The sequence below is a fragment of the Simonsiella muelleri ATCC 29453 genome (assembly GCF_002951835.1).
Lineage (GTDB): Bacteria > Pseudomonadota > Gammaproteobacteria > Burkholderiales > Neisseriaceae > Simonsiella > Simonsiella muelleri.
The window spans coordinates 1,906,038-1,925,085 of sequence record NZ_CP019448.1 but is presented as its reverse complement, the minus strand read 5'-3'; the positions used below and the strand labels follow the sequence as shown (position 1 = coordinate 1,925,085).

General features: G+C 45.3%; 17 protein-coding genes. 7 read left to right on the top strand and 10 right to left on the bottom strand.

Going from position 1 to position 19,048, the window contains the following annotated elements:
* Positions 1-36 precede the first annotated feature (36 nt).
* The 6 genes from BWP33_RS09620 to lon all read left to right on the top strand — a co-directional run bounded on the left by BWP33_RS09620 (position 37) and on the right by lon (position 5,965).
* Positions 37-741: a TIGR00266 family protein gene (locus BWP33_RS09620; RefSeq protein ID WP_002641514.1), complete on the top strand. Its 705-nt coding sequence runs from the start codon at positions 37-39 to the stop codon at positions 739-741.
* A gap of 42 nt (positions 742-783) precedes the next feature.
* Entirely contained in the window at positions 784-1,374 is a 591-nt protein-coding gene (locus BWP33_RS09615; protein ID WP_002641515.1) for a TerD family protein, read from the top strand.
* Positions 1,375-1,477: 103 nt separating this feature from the next.
* The gene (locus BWP33_RS09610) at positions 1,478-2,116 is read left to right on the top strand and encodes a vWA domain-containing protein (RefSeq protein ID WP_224451220.1); all 639 of its coding nucleotides are present in this window, start codon (positions 1,478-1,480) and stop codon (positions 2,114-2,116) included.
* Positions 2,117-2,128: 12 nt separating this feature from the next.
* The gene (locus BWP33_RS09605; RefSeq protein WP_002641517.1) at positions 2,129-2,755 is read left to right on the top strand and encodes a TerD family protein; all 627 of its coding nucleotides are present in this window, start codon (positions 2,129-2,131) and stop codon (positions 2,753-2,755) included.
* Positions 2,756-2,803: 48 nt separating this feature from the next.
* Positions 2,804-3,445 (top strand): vWA domain-containing protein, encoded by a 642-nt coding sequence (locus tag BWP33_RS09600; RefSeq protein ID WP_002641518.1) that lies wholly within the window; start codon positions 2,804-2,806, stop codon positions 3,443-3,445.
* Positions 3,446-3,550: 105 nt separating this feature from the next.
* On the top strand, positions 3,551-5,965 hold the full coding sequence (gene lon, locus BWP33_RS09595; protein WP_002641519.1) for an endopeptidase La: 2,415 nt from the start codon (positions 3,551-3,553) through the stop codon (positions 5,963-5,965).
* Between the two features lie 408 nt (positions 5,966-6,373).
* On the opposite strand, the gene BWP33_RS09590 is transcribed toward lon, so the two are convergent.
* From BWP33_RS09590 to BWP33_RS09545, 10 genes are all read right to left on the bottom strand, one after another.
* Positions 6,374-7,213 carry a DNA adenine methylase gene (locus BWP33_RS09590; protein ID WP_002641520.1) on the bottom strand — a complete coding sequence of 280 codons (840 nt, stop codon included), beginning with the start codon at positions 7,211-7,213 and terminating at the stop codon, positions 6,374-6,376.
* 59 nt (positions 7,214-7,272) lie between these two features.
* The gene (locus BWP33_RS13325; RefSeq protein WP_002641521.1) at positions 7,273-7,398 is read right to left on the bottom strand and encodes a Com family DNA-binding transcriptional regulator; all 126 of its coding nucleotides are present in this window, start codon (positions 7,396-7,398) and stop codon (positions 7,273-7,275) included.
* A gap of 124 nt (positions 7,399-7,522) precedes the next feature.
* Entirely contained in the window at positions 7,523-8,164 is a 642-nt protein-coding gene (locus tag BWP33_RS09580) for a D-Ala-D-Ala carboxypeptidase family metallohydrolase (protein WP_002641522.1), read from the bottom strand.
* A 53-nt stretch (positions 8,165-8,217) separates the two neighbouring features.
* Positions 8,218-8,547 carry a hypothetical protein gene (locus BWP33_RS09575; protein WP_002641523.1) on the bottom strand — a complete coding sequence of 110 codons (330 nt, stop codon included), beginning with the start codon at positions 8,545-8,547 and terminating at the stop codon, positions 8,218-8,220.
* Positions 8,547-9,041 carry a hypothetical protein gene (locus BWP33_RS09570; RefSeq protein WP_002641524.1) on the bottom strand — a complete coding sequence of 165 codons (495 nt, stop codon included), beginning with the start codon at positions 9,039-9,041 and terminating at the stop codon, positions 8,547-8,549. Before BWP33_RS09570 ends, BWP33_RS09575 begins: the two co-directional genes overlap by 1 nt.
* A gap of 62 nt (positions 9,042-9,103) precedes the next feature.
* A complete protein-coding gene (locus tag BWP33_RS09565; RefSeq protein ID WP_002641525.1) occupies positions 9,104-9,478 on the bottom strand; it encodes a hypothetical protein in 375 nt (124 codons plus the stop codon).
* 72 nt (positions 9,479-9,550) lie between these two features.
* On the bottom strand, positions 9,551-10,249 hold the full coding sequence (locus BWP33_RS09560) for a hypothetical protein (RefSeq protein ID WP_002641526.1): 699 nt from the start codon (positions 10,247-10,249) through the stop codon (positions 9,551-9,553).
* Complete coding sequence (locus BWP33_RS09555) at positions 10,242-10,682, bottom strand: hypothetical protein (protein WP_002641527.1); 441 nt, start codon at positions 10,680-10,682, stop codon at positions 10,242-10,244. Before BWP33_RS09555 ends, BWP33_RS09560 begins: the two co-directional genes overlap by 8 nt.
* A gap of 12 nt (positions 10,683-10,694) precedes the next feature.
* Positions 10,695-17,915: a TipJ family phage tail tip protein gene (gene gpJ / locus BWP33_RS09550; RefSeq protein ID WP_104930389.1), complete on the bottom strand. Its 7,221-nt coding sequence runs from the start codon at positions 17,913-17,915 to the stop codon at positions 10,695-10,697.
* Positions 17,916-17,925: 10 nt separating this feature from the next.
* Positions 17,926-18,645, bottom strand: coding sequence for a tail assembly protein (locus tag BWP33_RS09545; protein ID WP_002641531.1), 720 nt, complete (start codon positions 18,643-18,645; stop codon positions 17,926-17,928).
* Positions 18,646-18,765: 120 nt separating this feature from the next.
* On the opposite strand from BWP33_RS09545, the gene BWP33_RS09540 reads away from it, so the two are divergent.
* Positions 18,766-19,029, top strand: a complete 264-nt coding sequence (locus BWP33_RS09540; protein ID WP_002641532.1) for a type II toxin-antitoxin system RelE family toxin — start codon at positions 18,766-18,768, stop codon at positions 19,027-19,029.
* Positions 19,030-19,048 lie beyond the last annotated feature (19 nt).

The following is a 19,048-nucleotide window of genomic DNA, read 5'->3' as shown; positions in this document are numbered from 1 at the left end:
TTCGGGCTGCCTGAAATCTTAATTGTAGGATTTTTTATGCCAATTTTTACCGTAACGGGAGAAAATGATCCATTTTTACACGTTTCACTTAAACGCGGCGAAAGCATTTCGTGTGAAAGCGATGCGATGGTTATGATGGAAAGTCATTTGGATTTGACGGGGCGAATGCAGGGCGGTATTTTGAATGCATTGGCGAGACGTTTGGCAAATGGCGAAAGTTTTTTTCAACAACATATTCAAGCAGTTCGTGGCGATGGAGATTGTTTGCTTGCGCCGACTTTACCAGGGGCAATTGAAGTGCTGGAAGTAGGGCAGGTACAGTATAAAATTTCTGATGGTGTATATTTAGCGAGCAGCGATGGTGTGAGTGTTACCGCGCAAATGCAAAGCCTGGGGACGGCGTTATTGGCTGGTACGGGTGGTTTTTTCATTGGGCAAACGGCAGGGCGCGGACAATTGGCGGTTAATGGATTTGGTGCGTTGTTCACACTTGAGGTGTCGCCGAATAATCCGATAACAATCGATAACGGTCATGTGGTGGCATGGGACAGTCGTTTGAATTATGAAATTTCTTTGAGTACATCGCAACAAAACAAAGGGTTATTGGGGACATTGGTGAACAGTGTCATCAGCAGTGAAGGTGTGGTGTTGAAATTTTCGGGCAGTGGCAAAGTGATTATTTGTTCGCGGAATATAAACAGTTTTGCGGCGTGGGTCGCGAGTCAACGTCAGGCAGCCTGAAAAAATATTTATGGTCGTTTAATTTTTATTTGGAGTAATAAAATGGCAGTGAATTTAACCAAAGGTCAAAAAATTTCTTTGGAAAAAGAATCAGGTACAAAATTAAATTCGGTGGTTATGGGGTTAGGTTGGGACGCGGTCAAAAAATCAGGCGGATTTTTGAGTGGATTGCTGGGTGGGGGAGCAAAAGAAGTGGATTTGGATGCATCATGTTTTTTATTTGATGATGCGGGTGTATTGCAAGATGTAGTGTTTTTCAATCACTTATGTAGCAATGATGGTTCTGTTCAACATTCTGGCGACAACCGTACAGGTGCAGGTGATGGTGATGATGAACAAATTGCGGTAGCACTCAATCGTGTTCCCAGCAACATTAAATCACTGGTGTTTACAGTGAGCAATTACACAGGGCAAAATTTCAGCGAGGTTGCCAATGCGTATTGTCGCTTAATTAACGGCGATAACGGACAAGAAATTGCGCGTTACAATTTATCAGCGCAAGGCAATCATACTGCACAAATCATGGCAAAAGTTTATCGCCACAATGGTGAGTGGAAAATGCATGCCATCGGCGAAAACAGTATCGGTTCTACACCTGATAAAATTGTTCCACGTATTCTGCCACATTTGTAAAGCTGGGTTTCAGGCAGCCTGAAAGATGATTTTGTCAAATAATTTTGATGATTTTATGCTGCCTAAAAAAACATTTCATTTATTTTAATTTGATAAGGAAGAAATGATGCGTCGTTTACCTGTTTATTTATTGGTGGATACATCTGGTTCTATGCACGGCGAAGCCATTGAAGCGGTACGAAACGGTTTGCAAGTGCTGGTGTCGGCGTTGCGCCAAGACCCTTATGCGTTGGAAACTGCGTATTTGTCGGTCATTACATTTGATAGCCAAGCCAAACAAGTTACCCCATTGACTGAATTAATGAATTTTCAAATTCCCAATATTGAAGCCAATGGCGCAACTGCCATGGGTGGAGCTTTAACTTTGTTGGCAGATTGCATTAATCGCGAAGTTGTCAAAGGCAGTGCGGAAGTGAAGGGCGATTGGAAACCTGTGGTATTTTTGTTGTCAGACGGTTCGCCAACCGACAGCATTAGCAAAGGCATCGCCGACATCAAAGCCGTGAAAACGGGAATTTTTGTGGCTTGCGCGGCTGGCCCACACGCCGATACCAGTACATTAAAACAAATCACCGAAACCGTGGTTTCATTGGATACAGCAGATGCCAACTCCATTAAAGCGTATTTTAAATGGGTATCCGCGTCCATTTCGGTGTCCAGTCAAAAAATTGATGATAAAAAAGAAGTGAGTGGTTTGGACGAATTGCCACCGCCACCGCCTGAAATTAATATTGTGATTTAATGGATTGAAATAATGGCGATTTCTTTACAAAAAGGGCAGGGCGTTAATTTGCGCAAAGACACGGGTTTTGATTTGTCGTATTTACGTGTCGGTTTGGGTTGGCAAGTTATCAATGCTTCGCCTGCATACGATTTGGACGCTGTAGCGTTTTTGTTAGACGCACGAGGCAAAGTTCGCAATTTGGGTCAATTAGGCGATAATGGTCGTCCGACTTTGATTGGGGGCGATGTGGTGTTCTATAATTCATTGGTTCATCCAAGTGGGAAAATTCGTTTGAGTGGCGACAATCGCACAGGTTCTAATCACCATGATGACGATGAAATCATTGAAGTGGATTTGGACAATTTGTCTACTGATTACACGGCAATTGTGTTCGCGGTGGTGATTTTTAAGGGCAAAGAGCGCGGACAGTCATTTGCAGGTGTGAGTCAAGCCAAAATCCGTGCATTGGACGCTAAAGGACGTGAGATTTGTCGTTACGAAATTGGCGGAAAAACCGACAACGCCAACCATTGTGCCATGACTTTTGCGCGTGCTGAACGCGATAATCAAGGCGGTTGGGTGTTTCGGGCAGTGGGTGAATTTGCTGAAACCGACCGTTTTGTGGATTTGCTAAAAGCGGAATATATGCCGTATTAAATTTCAGGCTGCCTGAAAAGACAAAAAACTTATTAAGGACAATCAATCATGTCGCGCCGACTACTCACATACATTTGCATTGACACGTCAGGTTCTATGCGTGGCGAACCAATTGAAGCCGTGAACGCGGGTTTGCAAGCTTTGATGACTTCATTGCGCCAAAATCCTTATGCGTTGGAAAGTGTGCATCTGAACATCACCACATTTGATAGCCAAATCAAAACAGTATTGCCGATGACACCATTGGAACAAGTGGTGCTGCCTGAAATTGTGTGTCCAGAAAGTGGCGCAACTTTTCTTGGTGGCGTATTGGAAGAAGTTGCTCAAGCCGTGCAACGCGACCGAATTGTTGGCAATGCCAATCAAAAAGGAGATTGGCGACCGATGCTGATTGTTTTAACCGATGGTAAACCCACCGATTTGCTGGTGTACAGTGAAGTTATTCCGAAAATAAAACAATTGGGATTTGGGAATATCGTGGCGTGTGCAGCAGGCCCCAAAGCAGATGCCAATTATTTGAAACAATTGACTGATTGTGTGGTTTCATTGGATACGATGGACGCGAATTCATTTGCTAAATTTTTCCAATGGGTGTCGTCAACCGTTACGCAAACCAGTATCAGTGCAGGTAGTCCTACACAATCCATCACATTACCGCCACCACCCGATGAAATCAATATTGTGTGGTAATGTTTTCAGGCAGCCTGAAGGAATATTTGGGCTGAAAACTTGAAATTTTATCAATCTTCCCCATCTACGCCCAACCCAAGTACCGAATCAAGAGAAAAAAATATTATGGCAAGAAAAAAATCATCACAAAACAATTTGTTCGCCACATTGCCTTTGCGCGATATGGTGGTTTATCCGCATATGGTATTGCCATTATTTGTGGGTCGTCCAAAATCGGTTGCGGCGTTGCGTTTTGCATCGGAGCATGAACAACCAGTGTTTTTGCTCGCCCAAAAAATTGGTAGTGAAGAAGAGCCAGATGTGGATAATTTGCACGAAACTGGCACAATTGCCAAAATTTTACAAGTTTTGAATTTACCAGATGGCACGATCAAAGTGCTGGTAGAAGGTGTATCTCGCGCTCAAGTGATTGAATTAAATGATACTGGCGAATTTTTGCAAGCCAATGTGATGATGTTGGCGCAAACCGAAGATTCATCTGACAATCAAGAAGCCCTACGCCGTACTCTATTGAGTCAATTTGAACAATTGATTAAAAACAATAAAAAAATTCCTGTTGAAGTTGTGAACAGTATTCAAGATATTGAAAATAATGGACAATTGGCGGATACCATCGCTGCGCATTTGCAATTAAAATTAGATCAACGCCAAAAATTATTGGATTTGAGTGATGTTGTTGAGCGCATGGAATTTTTGTTGGCGCAAATTGAAGGTGAATTGGAAATTGCGCAATTGGAAAAACGCATTCGCGGTAAAGTCAAACGCCAAATGGAAAAAAATCAGCGCGATTATTATTTGAATGAACAAATTAAAGTCATTCAAAAAGAGTTGGGTGAAGAAGATGAACGCGATTTTGACAAATTGGAACAGCAAATCAAAGACGCAAAAATGAATAAAGAAGGCGAAGAAAAAGCCCTGTCTGAACTCAAAAAACTCAAAATGATGCCACCGATGTCGTCTGAAAGCACAGTCGTTCGCAATTATATTGAAACGCTGATTGAATTGCCATGGAATAAAAAAACACGTATTTCCAAAGATTTAACTAAAGCAGATTTGGTGTTAAACGAAGACCATTACGGTTTGGAAAAAGTCAAAGAACGTATTTTGGAATATTTGGCGGTGCAAAAACGCACCGATAAATTGAAAGGTCCAATCCTTTGTTTGGTTGGTCCGCCAGGAGTGGGTAAAACTTCGTTGGGTCAATCCATCGCCAAAGCCACAGGACGTAAATACGTTCGCATGGCGTTGGGGGGCGTGAAAGATGAAAGCGAAATTCGTGGACATCGCCGTACTTACATCGGTTCAATGCCCGGTAAAATCATGCAAAATATGACTAAAGTTGGCGTGAAAAACCCATTGTTCTTGTTGGACGAAATTGACAAATTAGGCAGTGATTTTCGTGGCGACCCTGCGGCGGCGTTGTTAGAAGTGCTTGACCCAGAACAAAATACTAAATTTTCCGACCATTTTGTTGAAGTGGATTTTGATTTGAGCGATGTGATGTTTATCGCCACATCCAACAGTTTTGATATTCCACCTGCGTTGCTGGATCGCATGGAGATTATTCGTTTGTCTGGCTATACCGAAGACGAAAAAATGAACATTGCCATGCAATATCTTGTTCCTAAGCAAATGCAACGCAATGGCGTAAAAGCCGATGAGTTGGCAATTGAAGAATCTGCCGTACGCGACATCGTGCGCTATTACACGCGAGAAGCTGGTGTACGTTCGCTTGACCGTGAAATCGCTAAGATTTGTCGTAAAGCCGTGATGAAAACAGAACTTTCAGGCAGCCTGAAAACGAAAAAAGTCAAAAAATTAGTCGTAAACAGCGATAATTTAGGCGAGTTTTTGGGCGTAAAACGCTTTGATTATGGCATAACGGCTGGCGAAAACCGCATTGGTCAAGTAACAGGTTTGGCGTGGACAGAAGTTGGCGGCGAATTGTTGACAATTGAAGCAGTTGCACTTAAAGGCAAAGGCAATATTGTACGCACAGGCAAATTAGGCGATGTGATGCAAGAGTCTATTTCTGCCGCTTGGTCTGTGGTGCGTTCACGCGCTGAAAGTTTGGGCATTGCACCTGATTTTTATGAGAAAAATGATATTCACGTCCACGTCCCCGAAGGCGCAACACCAAAAGATGGACCTAGCGCAGGCATTGCGATGACGTTAGCGATGGTGTCTGCATTGACCAATATCCCTGTTCGTGCCGATGTGGCTATGACAGGTGAGATTACTTTGCGTGGCGAGGTGTTGCCGATTGGCGGTTTGAAGGAAAAACTGCTGGCTGCATTGCGTGGTGGCATCAAACACGTTTTAATCCCAAAAGACAATGTGAAAGATTTGGAGGAAATTCCACAAAATGTCAAAGATGGTTTGGAAATTCATGCGGTTAAATGGATTGATGAAGTATTTGAATGGGGTTTAGAAAGCCAGCCTGTGCCTTATGTTGCAGAAATGCAGCCTGAAAATACAGTAGAAAATCAAACGAAATCCAGTCGCAAAGCGCGTCATTAATTATCATTACATAATGAAATTATTATTATTTTTTGATTAAGGCGTGCATTTTTCGGGCGTGAAACAGATTTTTGCTTAAAAATCCGCTTCGCGCCCGAATTTCTATGAGAGAAACATGATGCAATGTAGTCGTTTAAAATAAGGAATACTGCTGCGTTTTTTAAACGACTATAAAATGAGTGAAGAATGAAAAAAGAAAACAATATACTTACCGAATTATCCAAGAAAAACAAAATTATTCTTGCACCTATGGCAGGAATTACTGATAATGAAATTAATTTCAAAATAAACAATGAAATAAAAAATAATTTTGTTGTAATGGTACAAATTGGATACAAATTGACAATAAAATCAAAGAAAAATCAAGGCAGCCTGAAAACACACACTCTTTCAGGCAGCCTGAATCATCTACTCAAACTTAAATACCAAATTATCCTCATACCGCGACTGCTTATTAAGCGAAGTATGAATACTAATCTTACGATAATCAACAAACCGCTCCCAGCCAGCCTGTTTTGTCTCAATCACAAAATCCAAATACGCCAAAAACTCCGAGCGCGTACTGCTAAAAAACACAAACGGCGGACGTACCACCGACATCAAGCGCAAAAATTGCACCATGCCAAAATAATCATCTTGCCGATAGCTGCCTTGCTCCGTGCAAACGTATGGCGGGTCAAGCACCAACAATACACGCGGACTATCCACAAAATCAGGCAGTAATTCATGCGCATTACGCCGCACAATCTCCACGTCGTCCAAATAACCAACAGCAGACGGATAAGGTGTTTCACGGATTTTGCGATACCAGTTTTGATTAAATAAATCAGATAATTGATTGACTTGCCTACCCGAAAATAGCAGCCAAGAACCCAAACTAATCACATCTTTATAACCGCCAAAATCGTGGATAATGACTTCAATTTCCGCCTTTTCTTGCGGTATTAAGCCTTGATTTTTAGGAACATTTAAATCATTTAAACGATTGAAAATCAACTCACGCAAGCGATTGGTATCATCAATATGCGCCAATCGCTCTGTATAACCGTCAAAATCATTGAAAATCACACGCGCTTCAGGCAGCGTTTGCTTTGCGGTATGCGCCAGTAAACCCGACCCACCAAACGCATCAATAATCGTCCAACCTTGACCTTGATTTGAGATATTTTCTTTTAAAACTTGTTGAAAAAATTTGAGAAAATTCCGTTTTTGCCCTGTAAACGGCAACGGAGCTTGAGAATAGTGCATAGCATAACTCCGAAGCTCACGGGCTTTCTGATTTAGTACGCTAGGCACTCTATTGATAATTAAAATTTAAACAAATTCAGCGATTTGCAACGGGTGCATTTAATACTGATGGTAAATGCACCCATTGCCATCGCTAATTTTTTGTTGCAGTTTTGACACCGCAACGCTTGTTCGCAGTTTGTCATATTTGCGCTCCTATCATTATGATTATATAATGAAAATCCCTATAGGGACGGCTTTAGGCTACGCAGATATACCCTGCAAGGCTGGCAAACGCGTTGTGTCCGCAGCGCGTTTGTCGCCGTTTTTTTACGCTAATTCAGGATTTTTGAATGCACCGACCGTTTTATAGCCGTTGCGCCCTGTAGCAGCAATCACTTCGTACACCATGTATTGCCCACGCGGTTGCCCGTGCGACAAGCCAACGTGTACCCATTGTCCGCCGCCTTTCGGCATTTCGCGGATTAATTGGTCTGGTCTAGGCAATTTACCAGCTTCAATAAATTCATAAATATCATATGTTAATTGTTTGATACTCAAACCAACCGCCTGAATATCAGTGGCGAGACCGTAACGATGGGCGGAATTGGGGCGACCGCCTACACGCTTATTCACTTCCGCCGAGCGGAAGCCAGACGTGATACGAATCGGAATCACGCGACCATGCTTCTCAGCCAATAATTCACGCAATTTTTCCAACCATTCAGCAACACGCTTAATATTAGCGCGTTCTTGGTTATTTGGGATATTTTTCAAGCCCAAACGATTTGCTGTATCAGATTTGGTAAATTCACTCAATGCAAAATTGGGCGTAATCAAATCCACAGGCTTCGGCAATGGTTTTGGTGGCTCTTGCGCTTCAGGCGGTACTTTCGCTTCTTCGCTAATGTCATCTACATACACATTGACGATGTTTTCATCAGCCCATTCTTGTTTCACTTCTTCAGTCATTTGTTTTTCCTTAATAAAAATGGCTGCCCTCTTTCAGGCAGCCTTGTTAAAAATTACTTTTTATCCAGCATTTGCAGCAAAATTTTACGGATAAAACCGCCGCTTAATGCCGTATTAATCAAATTGGGCGCAATGGCTTTGACCGCATCCAGCGCGTAGCCTGTAATCAGTCCGACAATCACGCCAGCACCACCGCAAAGCCACACTTTTTCCAACGGTAAGCGGTATTCAGCGACCGCTGCTGCGAAAATGGCGGAAATCAACACTTCGCCGACCACACGCCGAATGCTACTGTGTCCCAATTCCGTTGCGCCCAACACTCCGATTACGCCGCCAGCCATCGCAAAAATAATGCCAGCAGGAAATAGGACATGCCATTCCATTACGCCCCCTTTCTATTTTTTAACTCATTGTTTACACGAATTTTTCTTCGCGTAAAATCAATCAAGTTTTTGCCAGCCAAACCGCACACAAAGGACAACACCAATGGCAGCACCATACCCGTGTTAGCTGGTGGATAGCTGGCGGAAAACGCAATAAAAATCATAAACCACGCGCCACTCGCAAGCAGCAACATATAGCCGCTTAAAATATTGCTACGGCGCGAGCGATACGCCATTGCCCAAAGCTGCAACAGTCCAATCAACAGCAGAGAGCTAACGATAACCCATTCAGGCAGCTCTTTAAATTTGGCGTAAATCGGGTACTCGTGCAGCAAATCATCGTCAAACGCAAATACCAGGGCGAAACCAATGAGCCCCAATGCACTCACGCACTCAACCGCACGAGTTGCCGTGCCAAACAGCCAGCCTTGCAAGCGTTCAGGCAAAAATCGCCAGCCGATTAAAAATTGCAACCAATTGATTTGTTTGTTCATAAAATACTCCTTTCAGGCAGCCTGAAAAATTTTTACCGCATACTTTCAGGCTGCCTGAAACCTTATGCAGCAACAATCGTGTTGTCTGTCTTAACTTCGCGCTCTACCAATGCTGCGCCTGTAAACTCATTTGGTGTAATGAGCTGTCCGTAGACATTGGTCGTGTTCGGCTCAATCGGTGCAACCAATTTTTGATATGCCCATTTGTAGAAACACTCGCCCAACGGCGGCACATCGTACAAAGTAATCATTTTGCCGTCGCCAGCAGGTTTGCCACCACGAATATAGGTGCGTTCATGCGTATAGCTCGCAATCGTTAAGTTGGTTGTTTTGTTGGTGATGCTAAAATTAACATCTGTAATCGTGTGGAAATTCACCTCCGCATCGGTCAATGGGTCAATGATGTTCAAATTAATACCAATAATATGTTTTGCCATTTTTTTATTTTCCTTATTCAAAGGGTTACAAAAAAACCTGCTTCATGGCTGAAAGCAGGTTTACGAGAAAAATTAAAATCCGTGTTCAAACGTATTGCATACGCCGATTGATGTGGGTTTTTGATTGCTCAAACCACCAAAACGGTTGGCAGATGTCCAGTTTAGCGGTATGCCGTCGCCGTTTCTTGCGGCGTAAGTATTTGTACTATAACCAAAAACATAAAATAATGCGGCGTTTTCCAATAAAATGGCATCACGGTAAATGCGGTACTCGTCGCGCCAAAAATCTAAACTCATCGCAAGGCGGTTGCCGTGCATATTGACGGCGCGGTGAGGCGTAGTCGCCGCGTCAAACAACAGCACTTTGCCGCCTTGCCCAAGCGGTGGAATGTACAAATTAGGTAGTGGCATCATTGGCTCGTCCAAATTGTCAAACGCTACGCTGCCGCTTTTGTTAAACAGTTGAATACCGTATTTGCCTGATGCTGCTCGCGTGTGTTTGCGTTCGTACACATAGACGCGGCACGGCGAGCCAATAAAATAAGCATCATATACGCCACCACCCACTGCGTGAATAATTTGCGAAGCGGTGGCAACGCCTTGATGCAATGGGCGAAAATACACACAAAAATCAGCGTGTTGGCAATGCAGCCTGAATTTATGGCGGCTGCCTGAAACTGCTTGCGTGTCGCCCATTGTCAGCAAGCGCATGATGCGGCGGTCGCCCGTAATTCGGGGTAAGTTGCCGATTTTTAAGCCATATTCAGGCATATGACACTCCTACAATCACATAGGGTGGCACTTCACTGCGCTTTTGCACAGCGGAACGGCTGGTATAGAAATGGTGGTCGTCTGGGTTGTATATGCACATAGTGGGCGTACAACTTTCCAAATCGTTCACATTACCTTCTAACTGATTGATGTTTCCGTAAAAAATCGGTGTCAGCGCGTGCCACACGTTCTCCATATTACTCAAACCAAAATCCGTAATCGGTTTAGCGTAAGCGTACAATTCGCCAGAATAGGAATAATTGTGTCCGCGCCCTGCATTCACATGGGGGCGTAGTAGATGGGTTAAAGACGGTACAGGCTGCCTGAAACCGCCATCTGCTCGCCCTGAAAATTGATGAAATACTTTGGCAAACGAGCGCAATTCAATCATGCGTCCTGTTCGCTGGTTGCGGATTTTTAAACCATATCTCATTGTTTTTCCTTTTTAAATCATTTCGCCTAACACAATTTGCACATTGCCATAATCATCATACACAATCAGATTTTTGGAAGTCAGTTTCAACCCCTTGTTTTCATGATGTGATTTGATGACTACCTCGCCTTGCGCATCCACGGAAAATCGCCCATCGCCAATATTCAAGCTGCCCCCTTTGATGATAGGGGCTTGAATGGTCTGCCCTGCGGCAATATGTCGCCCATGAATGACACCGTCCGCCAGTAAATCACCGCTTAAGGCAGCTTGTGTTTTGCCGTTCACCGTAACCATCGCAAACATCGGTTTCATGCTACCACCGTCCCACACCGCAAATTTATTCGCATGGACATTGAACTGACTTTCGCCTTGCGCATCCACGCCTATACTCAAACCCGACACCACTTTTCTGCCACCGCTCACCACTTCCGTTTTCAACGTGTACATCGCCTGTACTTTGCCGCTCAATTCGGCGGTTGTGGTTTGCGTGGTGCGAATATTCGCTTCCGCCATCCCCATTTTGCTGTTTAAGCTGTTAATTTGGCTGGCTGTCGTATTTTTTTCGCTGGCAAACGTGGTTTTCAGGCTGCTGATTTGGGCGGTGTTTTGGGCAATTTGCGATTTGGCGGTGTTGATTTCGGTGGTTTGGGCAGTGTTCGCCGTTACCCGAGCTTGCCGCTCCGCCGAAATATCCGCCGACAACTGTTTTAAATCTGCCCGTGGCACAAAATCAACGTTATACACCATCGGCTCAACGGTCTCATTTGCCACACTCAAACTGGTGATAACCAGTGTTGCCGTTACACCATCAGGGGTAAATACGTCATATTTCGCACCGCCGCGCAAATACACATACTCACGATTACTGCGTCCCATCTGCCCAATTTTGAGTACGGGACTTTTACCGTCTCGCACAAAATTAAATGTAAATGTATTGATGACACGCTCAATCGCAATTGTCCCCCAGCCATGACCGTTGGCTGTCCATTCGCAAATCAAGCTAAACGAATTTGTGGTATGACTTGCCCAAGTTGGCGAATGCCCCCGATTGCCCAATTCTTGCGATACCCGAAACGATGCAGGCTCAACCACCCCAATCGCCGAAAAAACAATGGGATACCATGTTTCGCTATCCAACGTCGTCAAATCCAAAACAGTTTTATCGGGCGCAGAAACTTTACCGCCTATTTCAGCATGTAACTTATTGAATTGACTGGTAGTTGCGCTGTTCTGATTGCTTACTGTTTGTTCTAATGCGGTAATTTTGGCATTGGTGGCATTATTCAATCGCACCGCTTCCGCTTTGGCTGCGTCGGCTTTAGCGGTCGCATCGGCGGCTACTTGCTGTTTTAAAACTGCATCTTTGGTGGCTGCGTCCGCAATCGCGGCTGCTTTGGCTGCATCTGCTTTGCTTTGCGCTGTTTGTGCAGATTCAGCAACGGCAGCGGCTTTCGCGGCGTTGGCTTTGGCGGTCGCTGCTGTTTCGGCGGCGGTTATCGCTGCTTGTTTAGCAGCATCCGCTTTAGTTTGTGCGTCCGTTGCAGCGGCGGTTTTGGCGCGACTTTCAGCGGTGTTAGCTGCCGTCTGCCACTCCGATTGCAAACCAGTTCGCGCCATACTCACCACTTCGGTTTTGTCCGCTTTGGTATTGCGAATACTGTCAATCGCCGCTTTATTATCGCCAATTTTAGACACGGCAGCCTGAATTTCGGCGGTTTGCGTGGTATCTTTACTTGCTTGCGCCGATTTGTGCGTCGTCAGTTCGGCTTGCGTGGCTTGTAAAGCCCGTTGTGTGGCTTCTGCAATTTCGCGCACTGCATCGGCTTTTGCCTGTGCACCTAGCACTGTCTCATCAGCCACCCACGCCGCCCATTCATCACGCGTAAAATCATAACGACCATTACCCCATGTGTACGCTACATTGGACTGCCGCCGCCATGATTTGCCGTTTTGGTCGGTTACGCGTTGCTCAATTTTACCGCCGCTCGGGTCGCCCCAAGTTACCGCCGTTTCCATCATGCCGTACTGCCCGCTACCCGATACACCAATTACTACCAACTTTTTGAATTCACGCACATTTTGTTTCGGGTGATTTCGCCAATACCATGATGGTGGTTGATTGTCATCACGTGTATCAGCAATGTGAAATTGTGCATTTAAGCTGCTGATTTGCTGTGCTGTTGCGCTGTTTTGATTGCTGACTGTTGTTTCCAACGCGGTTATTTTGGCATTGGTCGCTGTATTTAAGCGTTGCGCTTCGGCGATTGCTGCGTTCTTAGCTGCATCGGCTTTTGCTTGCGCAGCAGTTGCTGCTGCTGATTTTGCAGCGTTGGCGGCATTGGTGGCGGCAGTTTGCCACTCGCTTTGCAATGTTGTGCGAGCGAGTGAGGAGACTTCGGTTTTGTCAGCTTTAGTGCGTCTCATGCTGTCAATCGCCGCTTTATTATCGCCAATTTTAGACGCGGCTGCCTGAATTTGCTGCGTTTGCGCTGCGTCTTTGATTACTTGCGCGGTTTTGTGTTCGCTCAATTCGGCGGCAACAGCGGCGGTTTCAGCTGCCAAATCTTCAGGTGCAGCTTCGTAATCCGTGCGGATATTGCCGCGTTCAAATTGTACGTTTTGCGTTTGTGAAATGATGAAATCGTAACTAAATCGTGCAAATGCTGCATTTTCAGGCGCAGTTAGCACCCAGCCATTATCCGCATTTAATTTCAGGATACCTGAAATAAATTGCTGCTCACCATCAAACCATGCCACACGCACATTTCGTAATAACTTATTCGTAGAAACAACATATTGCGTATTATATTGAACTGCAATTAAACCACTTAAACGGTGTTGCCCATGTATATTGATTGCGCCGTTTACTTCTGAAACCCACTTACCGTGCTCAAATCGCGCCGCAATCGCCAAATTCCGACCGCCAACTTGCACATTATCCACTTTAGCCGTCAATGTGCTGATTTGGCTAGCCGTCGCGCTGTTCTGATTGCTTACTGTTTGTTCTAATGCGGTAATTTTGGCATTGGTGGCATTATTCAATCGCACCGCTTCCGCTTTGGCTGCGTCGGCTTTAGCGGTCGCATCGGCGGCTACTTGCTGTTTTAAAACTGCATCTTTGGTGGCTGCGTCCGCAATCGCGGCTGCTTTGGCTGCATCTGCTTTGCTTTGCGCTGTTTGTGCAGATTCAGCAACGGCAGCGGCTTTCGCGGCGTTGGCTTTGGCGGTCGCTGCTGTTTCGGCGGCGGTTATCGCTGCTTGTTTAGCAGCATCCGCTTTAGTTTGTGCGTCTGTGGCTGCAGCAGTTTTGGCAGCGTTTACATCGCTTCGCCATTCGCTTTGCAAACCTGTTCGCGCCATGCTCACCACTTCGGTTTTGTCGGCTTTCGTGCTGCGAATAGCGGCAATCGCGGCTTTGTTATCACCAATTTGCGATTTTGCGCTCGTTAATTCCACCGTTTGCGCTGCATCTTTGGTTGCTTGCGTTTTTTGATACGCGCTCAAATCTGCTTTTGTGCCGTCAATCGCGCTTTTCAGGCTGCCTAATTGTGTGGCGGTTGCTGATTTTTCATTGGCAACAGTTGCTTGCAAACTTTGTAAACCACTTTCCGCCGTCCCTAATCGCGCTGTGGCTGCCTGAATTTGCTGCGTTTGCGCTGCGTCTTTGGTTACTTGCGCGGTTTTGTGTTCGCTCAATTCGGCGGCAACAGCGGCGGTTTCAGCTGCCAAATCTTCAGGTGCAAGTGTCCAATCAGTCGGCGTATTGCCACGCTCTAACTTGATTTTATTCAAATAAATTTCATAAGGCGTTTTCTGTACACCGCCCATCATCAAATAAATCTGATTAAATTCAGCCACATTCGGCGTGGTAAAAATCGCCGAATAACGCACCATTTCGCTGCCAATCGCTATATTTTGCCAATTTTGCGACAAAATCGTTGTATCATTTCTAAAATGAATACCTAAATTGACAAAACCACCAACCGCCGACCGAGCCGTAAATGACAGAATATATTGCGTATTTTGCTCTAAATCGTAAACCGTTTGCGCGATACCACGAAACGGCGCAGTGTCATTCGCTGCCAATTTCAGGCTGCCTGAAATCAACGTCCGCTCTGCTACGCCCCAATTTACCCAATGTTGCAACTCATTGGCAAAATTACTGTTTTTCAAATAATTCCGACCGCCGACTCGTACATTATCCAACCTTGCCGTCAACACTTCACGCGCTGCCGTTTGCGCTCGGTCGCGTTCCGCGCTGGCGGTCGCTTCGCGTGAAATGTCTGCGGTATTTTGCGCCACTTTTGCGGCGAGCGTCTCCCGTTTCGCACTTTCGGCGGCATCGCCATCAGCGCGAGCGCGTTTTTCCGTTTCCAGCGCAGCGATGGTGTCGCGTTGCGCGGCAGTCAATGTGTTCAGTTGCTGAACTTGTTGATTATTAACATTTTCCATCGCCGAAATGCGATTACCTAACACCGTTGCGTTCGCTGTCAATTCGGCGGCTTTGGTTTGCAAATTCGTTTGTGCCGTCGTCGCGGCTACTTGAATTTGCCCTGCCAATTTGCTGCTCTCCAACTTCAGCGCGGCGGTTTGCGCAGCGGCGGCTTGGTTGATGGCACTCGTTCGCGCCGTCGTTTCGGCGGCAATCGCATTCGCTCGCGCTTGCGCTTCGGCGCGGTCAGCTGCGAGCCGCGCTTGGACTTCGGCGAGCATTTTGGTATCCGCCACCGCAATCGCCGCATTTTTCGCTGCTTCATCATTCTGATTAAATTGGTTAATCAAAGACTTGGATAACTCCGTTTCCGTAATCGCGCCATGAATATTCGCCACAATCGGCGCAGGGTCAGGGTCGGATTTGCCCATCACGGCTTCAGTAAACGCGCCCGAATTGCCATTCTCATCAACCAAACGCGCCCAAAAATAGAACGTATCCAGCACGCCAACACCCATCAGCGTGTACGAATTTTGCGGCGCAGGCAATTTGACTAATTTTTTGGCTGCCTGAAAGCTGTTCGTGTTGGCGTACCAAATTTCGGTGTGCGACGTGGTCGTCAAAATTTCAGGCAGCGTCCAAGTTAATTCAACGGCTAACGTTTTCGCCCTCGTGCGTAAACCTGTGATTTCGTAGTTGACTTGCCACGCTTTAATCAGCGGTTTAGACAGCACACCACGCGCATTTCTGCCGCGAATTTCGGCTTTGTAATTGCCGTTGGGCAAATTTTCCAAACGAATTTCAGCAGTTTGAGCATCAGGAATATGTCTGTATAAAATATTATTTCTAAATATTTTAATGTCATAATTCAATACAGCACCATCTGCCGTCAAATTGTCCCACAATAAAACAACGCCACCGTCTTTGCTTGAGAGGGTGGCGTTGTTTAATTCGGGCGTTGCGCTGTGCAATGTATTGACCGCATCATCAAATATTGCGCTCTCATCAACTACCCCGTATTTCGCGGGGTCGTGGAGTAAAGCGGTAATCGTATAAGTGCCATCATCAGCATTTTCTTTAATAGAAACCGCACGATACAAACGAGATTTGACTTTACTTGTCAATCCCCATGTATCGCCAGCTTTGATGCTAATCGCAGTTTCCACCCGCACTTGATTGTTTTTAGGTTGCGCGATGATTTTGATGTTTTTCAGGCTGCCTGAAATCACATCAACATAATACAACAACGCACCCACCGCTTGCGACACGTCGCGGTCAAGTGTGATGGTATCGCCCAACACCGCAACCACGCGCCCACCCAGTTGCGCCCCTACGTAATCATTGTCGGCAATGCGTATCACGTCATACGGCAAATGCTTCAGACCTTCACGCCCAACGCTAAACGATACCGTATTTTGTTGGCGCAATTCGGTTTGCAAAATCCATGCACCAAAGCGGACGGCTTGTCCGCGCGAATCGCAACCAAATGCGGTTACTGACTTGATATTTAAGCCATAACGCGCCACTGCTTCATCGTCGGCAATGTATTCTACTTTAGAGCGGTAGCCGTCATGCTTATCTGCATAACGCACATGGACGGCAGTGTGAATCGCTTTCAGACTTGCGCCAGCGTAGCTAAATTCGCCATCTACCACATTAGCGTTACTGTACACAGCCACAGGGTCGGTGTGTTTGTCTTGCATCACGCTGATTTGATTGCCATTCCACACTGCTAAACCGCAAAACACGCTTGCAAAGTCGTTTAGCAATTCGCCCGCTTGTCGTTGGTCGGTAATGTACGCATTGCAGACAAAGCGTGGTTCTTGACCGCCGAAACCGTCGGGGACAAGCTCATCACAATATTTTGCGATTTGATACAACGCCCATTTGTCAATATCGCCTGCGGTCAAACGACGGGCAAGCGTGCTGTATCGCTCGTTTGTTAGTAAATCATAAAATACCCACGCTGGATTGTTTGTCCACGCGGTTTTAAACGAGCCGTCCCACAAACTGCCTGCGTAAGTGCGCGTTTCAGGGTCGTAATTAGACGGCACTTGCAATAATTTACCGCGCAACAAATAGTTACGGCGCGGAACATTATTGCCAAATTGGTCGCTGTCAATTTTTAATGCAGATAATGCGGTATTCGGATAACTTAATTTCGCGTCAATCATTTCAACGTATGACGCAAAAAACGTGTTATTTGCCACTTTATCGCTGGTACTGTCGGCAGTCAGACGGCGCACATGGATATTAAACGGCACGGCTGGCAAGCTATCAAACACCACATCATGATAAAACGCGCCCGAGCCTTTTTCATTAAACAGCACAGGGCGCGATGTCTGAACGCCTGAATTATTAACCAATTCAATGACTAATTCAGTATTGGCAGGCACGGTGTCGCCGTTGTCTTTGACTTGCGCGTTACGCTCTACGCCCACGGTTACGCGCAACCGATTGATTGTGTTATCACTAATCGCGCGGATAATCGGTGTATTTTTTTTGACATTTGCGCTCACGCTGACTGTACGTTCGGACACATCAAAATTAGGGATATACGATTGGTCGGGCGTTCCGACTTGGAAATAGCCCATAACCCCATGAAAATTAAACGAACCGTCCGCATTCTGAACGGGGGTATCATCAAAATAAATACTCTTGAAAGGCGCGTCATTGCCGTACGCAAAACCTGAAATTTCACCTTCGCTGATGGCATCAATAATGCGTAAATTTTGGGCAGAATTTAACGTATTCGGGGCTTCATACGGGGTACGCGCCCCACCGCCTTTTTGACTTCCCATGCTTCTATCCTTATGATTGACTTAATGTTGCTACATAATTTCTCGCCCGAACCGAATCATTAGCAAAATCTGTGGCATACGGCTGACCATTGGGCGCAACCGCAGGGATACCTGCTACAAATTTTTTGTTAATAGACAAAGCAATATTAGCGGTCGGATTGTGTAAAATGGGGTCATCATTATTGCCAATTCGGCGCGACTCCACGCCTTGCGAGATGACACGACTACCGCAATAAACCAAGCCGTACGCCAAAGGGACGGGCTGGCCTTGCGCTATTGTGTTGTCTAAATTGCTAAACGCGGTGTTTCGGCTTGCTTTTTGCCCTTGCACATTAGCATTTAAATTGGGCTGTTTAGACAACATTTGTGCCACACCGCCCAAAGCTAAACCAACACCTAACTGCACTGCCCATGCCTGCCCAAAATACGCACCCACAACAGCAATGACCACACCTGCAATAACTTGACCCACACGCCCAGCCCCTGCCGTGCGTGGAATAATATGTACAACAGCATTTTTTTCAGGCTGCCTGAAATTTTGTTCAAGTGATTGTTCAGTTTGAATTATTCCGTTTAATCGTACCAAAAACGTGCCATTGCGGATTTTTTCGCGCAAACCGTTGATTTGTGAAAATAAGCCGTTTAAAGCATCGGCAGGGCTGACAGCGTGAAAGCAAAAGCGGTTGCCGAAATCGCGTTTCAGGCTGCCATGTAAGCAAATTGTAATCATAAGATAAATTCCATTCTGAATTTAAAATATAAGAAATTTATAAAATAATTATAAGAAAATACTTGACATTATAAGGTTATTTTCTTATAATTATCCTAAATCAACAACACAGGACACCAAATGGAAAATAAAATTGAATGGACACAAAAAGCCATTCGGGAATTAAGCAAAATTGATAGACGATATCACACGGCAATTAGGAATAAAGTCAATCAACTAGCCACTTTCCCACAAGTCAATTTAGATGTGAAACACTTGGACGGTTCAACATACAGATTAAGACATGGCGATTACAGAATTTTCTTTCAATACATTGAAGAAGTTCCTAAAATCATCAAAATCCAAAAAATCAGTAGAAGAACCAGCCAAACCTACAAAAACTAACCAACAAGCAGGACGCAAG

Coding starts and splice junctions, on each gene's coding strand:
- BWP33_RS09620 (WP_002641514.1), top strand. CDS start 37: ATGCCAATTTTTACCGTAACGGGAGAAAATGATCCATTTTTACACGTT.
- BWP33_RS09615 (WP_002641515.1), top strand. CDS start 784: ATGGCAGTGAATTTAACCAAAGGTCAAAAAATTTCTTTGGAAAAAGAA.
- BWP33_RS09610 (WP_224451220.1), top strand. CDS start 1,478: ATGATGCGTCGTTTACCTGTTTATTTATTGGTGGATACATCTGGTTCT.
- BWP33_RS09605 (WP_002641517.1), top strand. CDS start 2,129: ATGGCGATTTCTTTACAAAAAGGGCAGGGCGTTAATTTGCGCAAAGAC.
- BWP33_RS09600 (WP_002641518.1), top strand. CDS start 2,804: ATGTCGCGCCGACTACTCACATACATTTGCATTGACACGTCAGGTTCT.
- lon (WP_002641519.1), top strand. CDS start 3,551: ATGGCAAGAAAAAAATCATCACAAAACAATTTGTTCGCCACATTGCCT.
- BWP33_RS09590 (WP_002641520.1), bottom strand. CDS start 7,213: ATGCACTATTCTCAAGCTCCGTTGCCGTTTACAGGGCAAAAACGGAAT.
- BWP33_RS13325 (WP_002641521.1), bottom strand. CDS start 7,398: ATGACAAACTGCGAACAAGCGTTGCGGTGTCAAAACTGCAACAAAAAA.
- BWP33_RS09580 (WP_002641522.1), bottom strand. CDS start 8,164: ATGACTGAAGAAGTGAAACAAGAATGGGCTGATGAAAACATCGTCAAT.
- BWP33_RS09575 (WP_002641523.1), bottom strand. CDS start 8,547: ATGGAATGGCATGTCCTATTTCCTGCTGGCATTATTTTTGCGATGGCT.
- BWP33_RS09570 (WP_002641524.1), bottom strand. CDS start 9,041: ATGAACAAACAAATCAATTGGTTGCAATTTTTAATCGGCTGGCGATTT.
- BWP33_RS09565 (WP_002641525.1), bottom strand. CDS start 9,478: ATGGCAAAACATATTATTGGTATTAATTTGAACATCATTGACCCATTG.
- BWP33_RS09560 (WP_002641526.1), bottom strand. CDS start 10,249: ATGCCTGAATATGGCTTAAAAATCGGCAACTTACCCCGAATTACGGGC.
- BWP33_RS09555 (WP_002641527.1), bottom strand. CDS start 10,682: ATGAGATATGGTTTAAAAATCCGCAACCAGCGAACAGGACGCATGATT.
- gpJ (WP_104930389.1), bottom strand. CDS start 17,915: ATGGGAAGTCAAAAAGGCGGTGGGGCGCGTACCCCGTATGAAGCCCCG.
- BWP33_RS09545 (WP_002641531.1), bottom strand. CDS start 18,645: ATGATTACAATTTGCTTACATGGCAGCCTGAAACGCGATTTCGGCAAC.
- BWP33_RS09540 (WP_002641532.1), top strand. CDS start 18,766: ATGGAAAATAAAATTGAATGGACACAAAAAGCCATTCGGGAATTAAGC.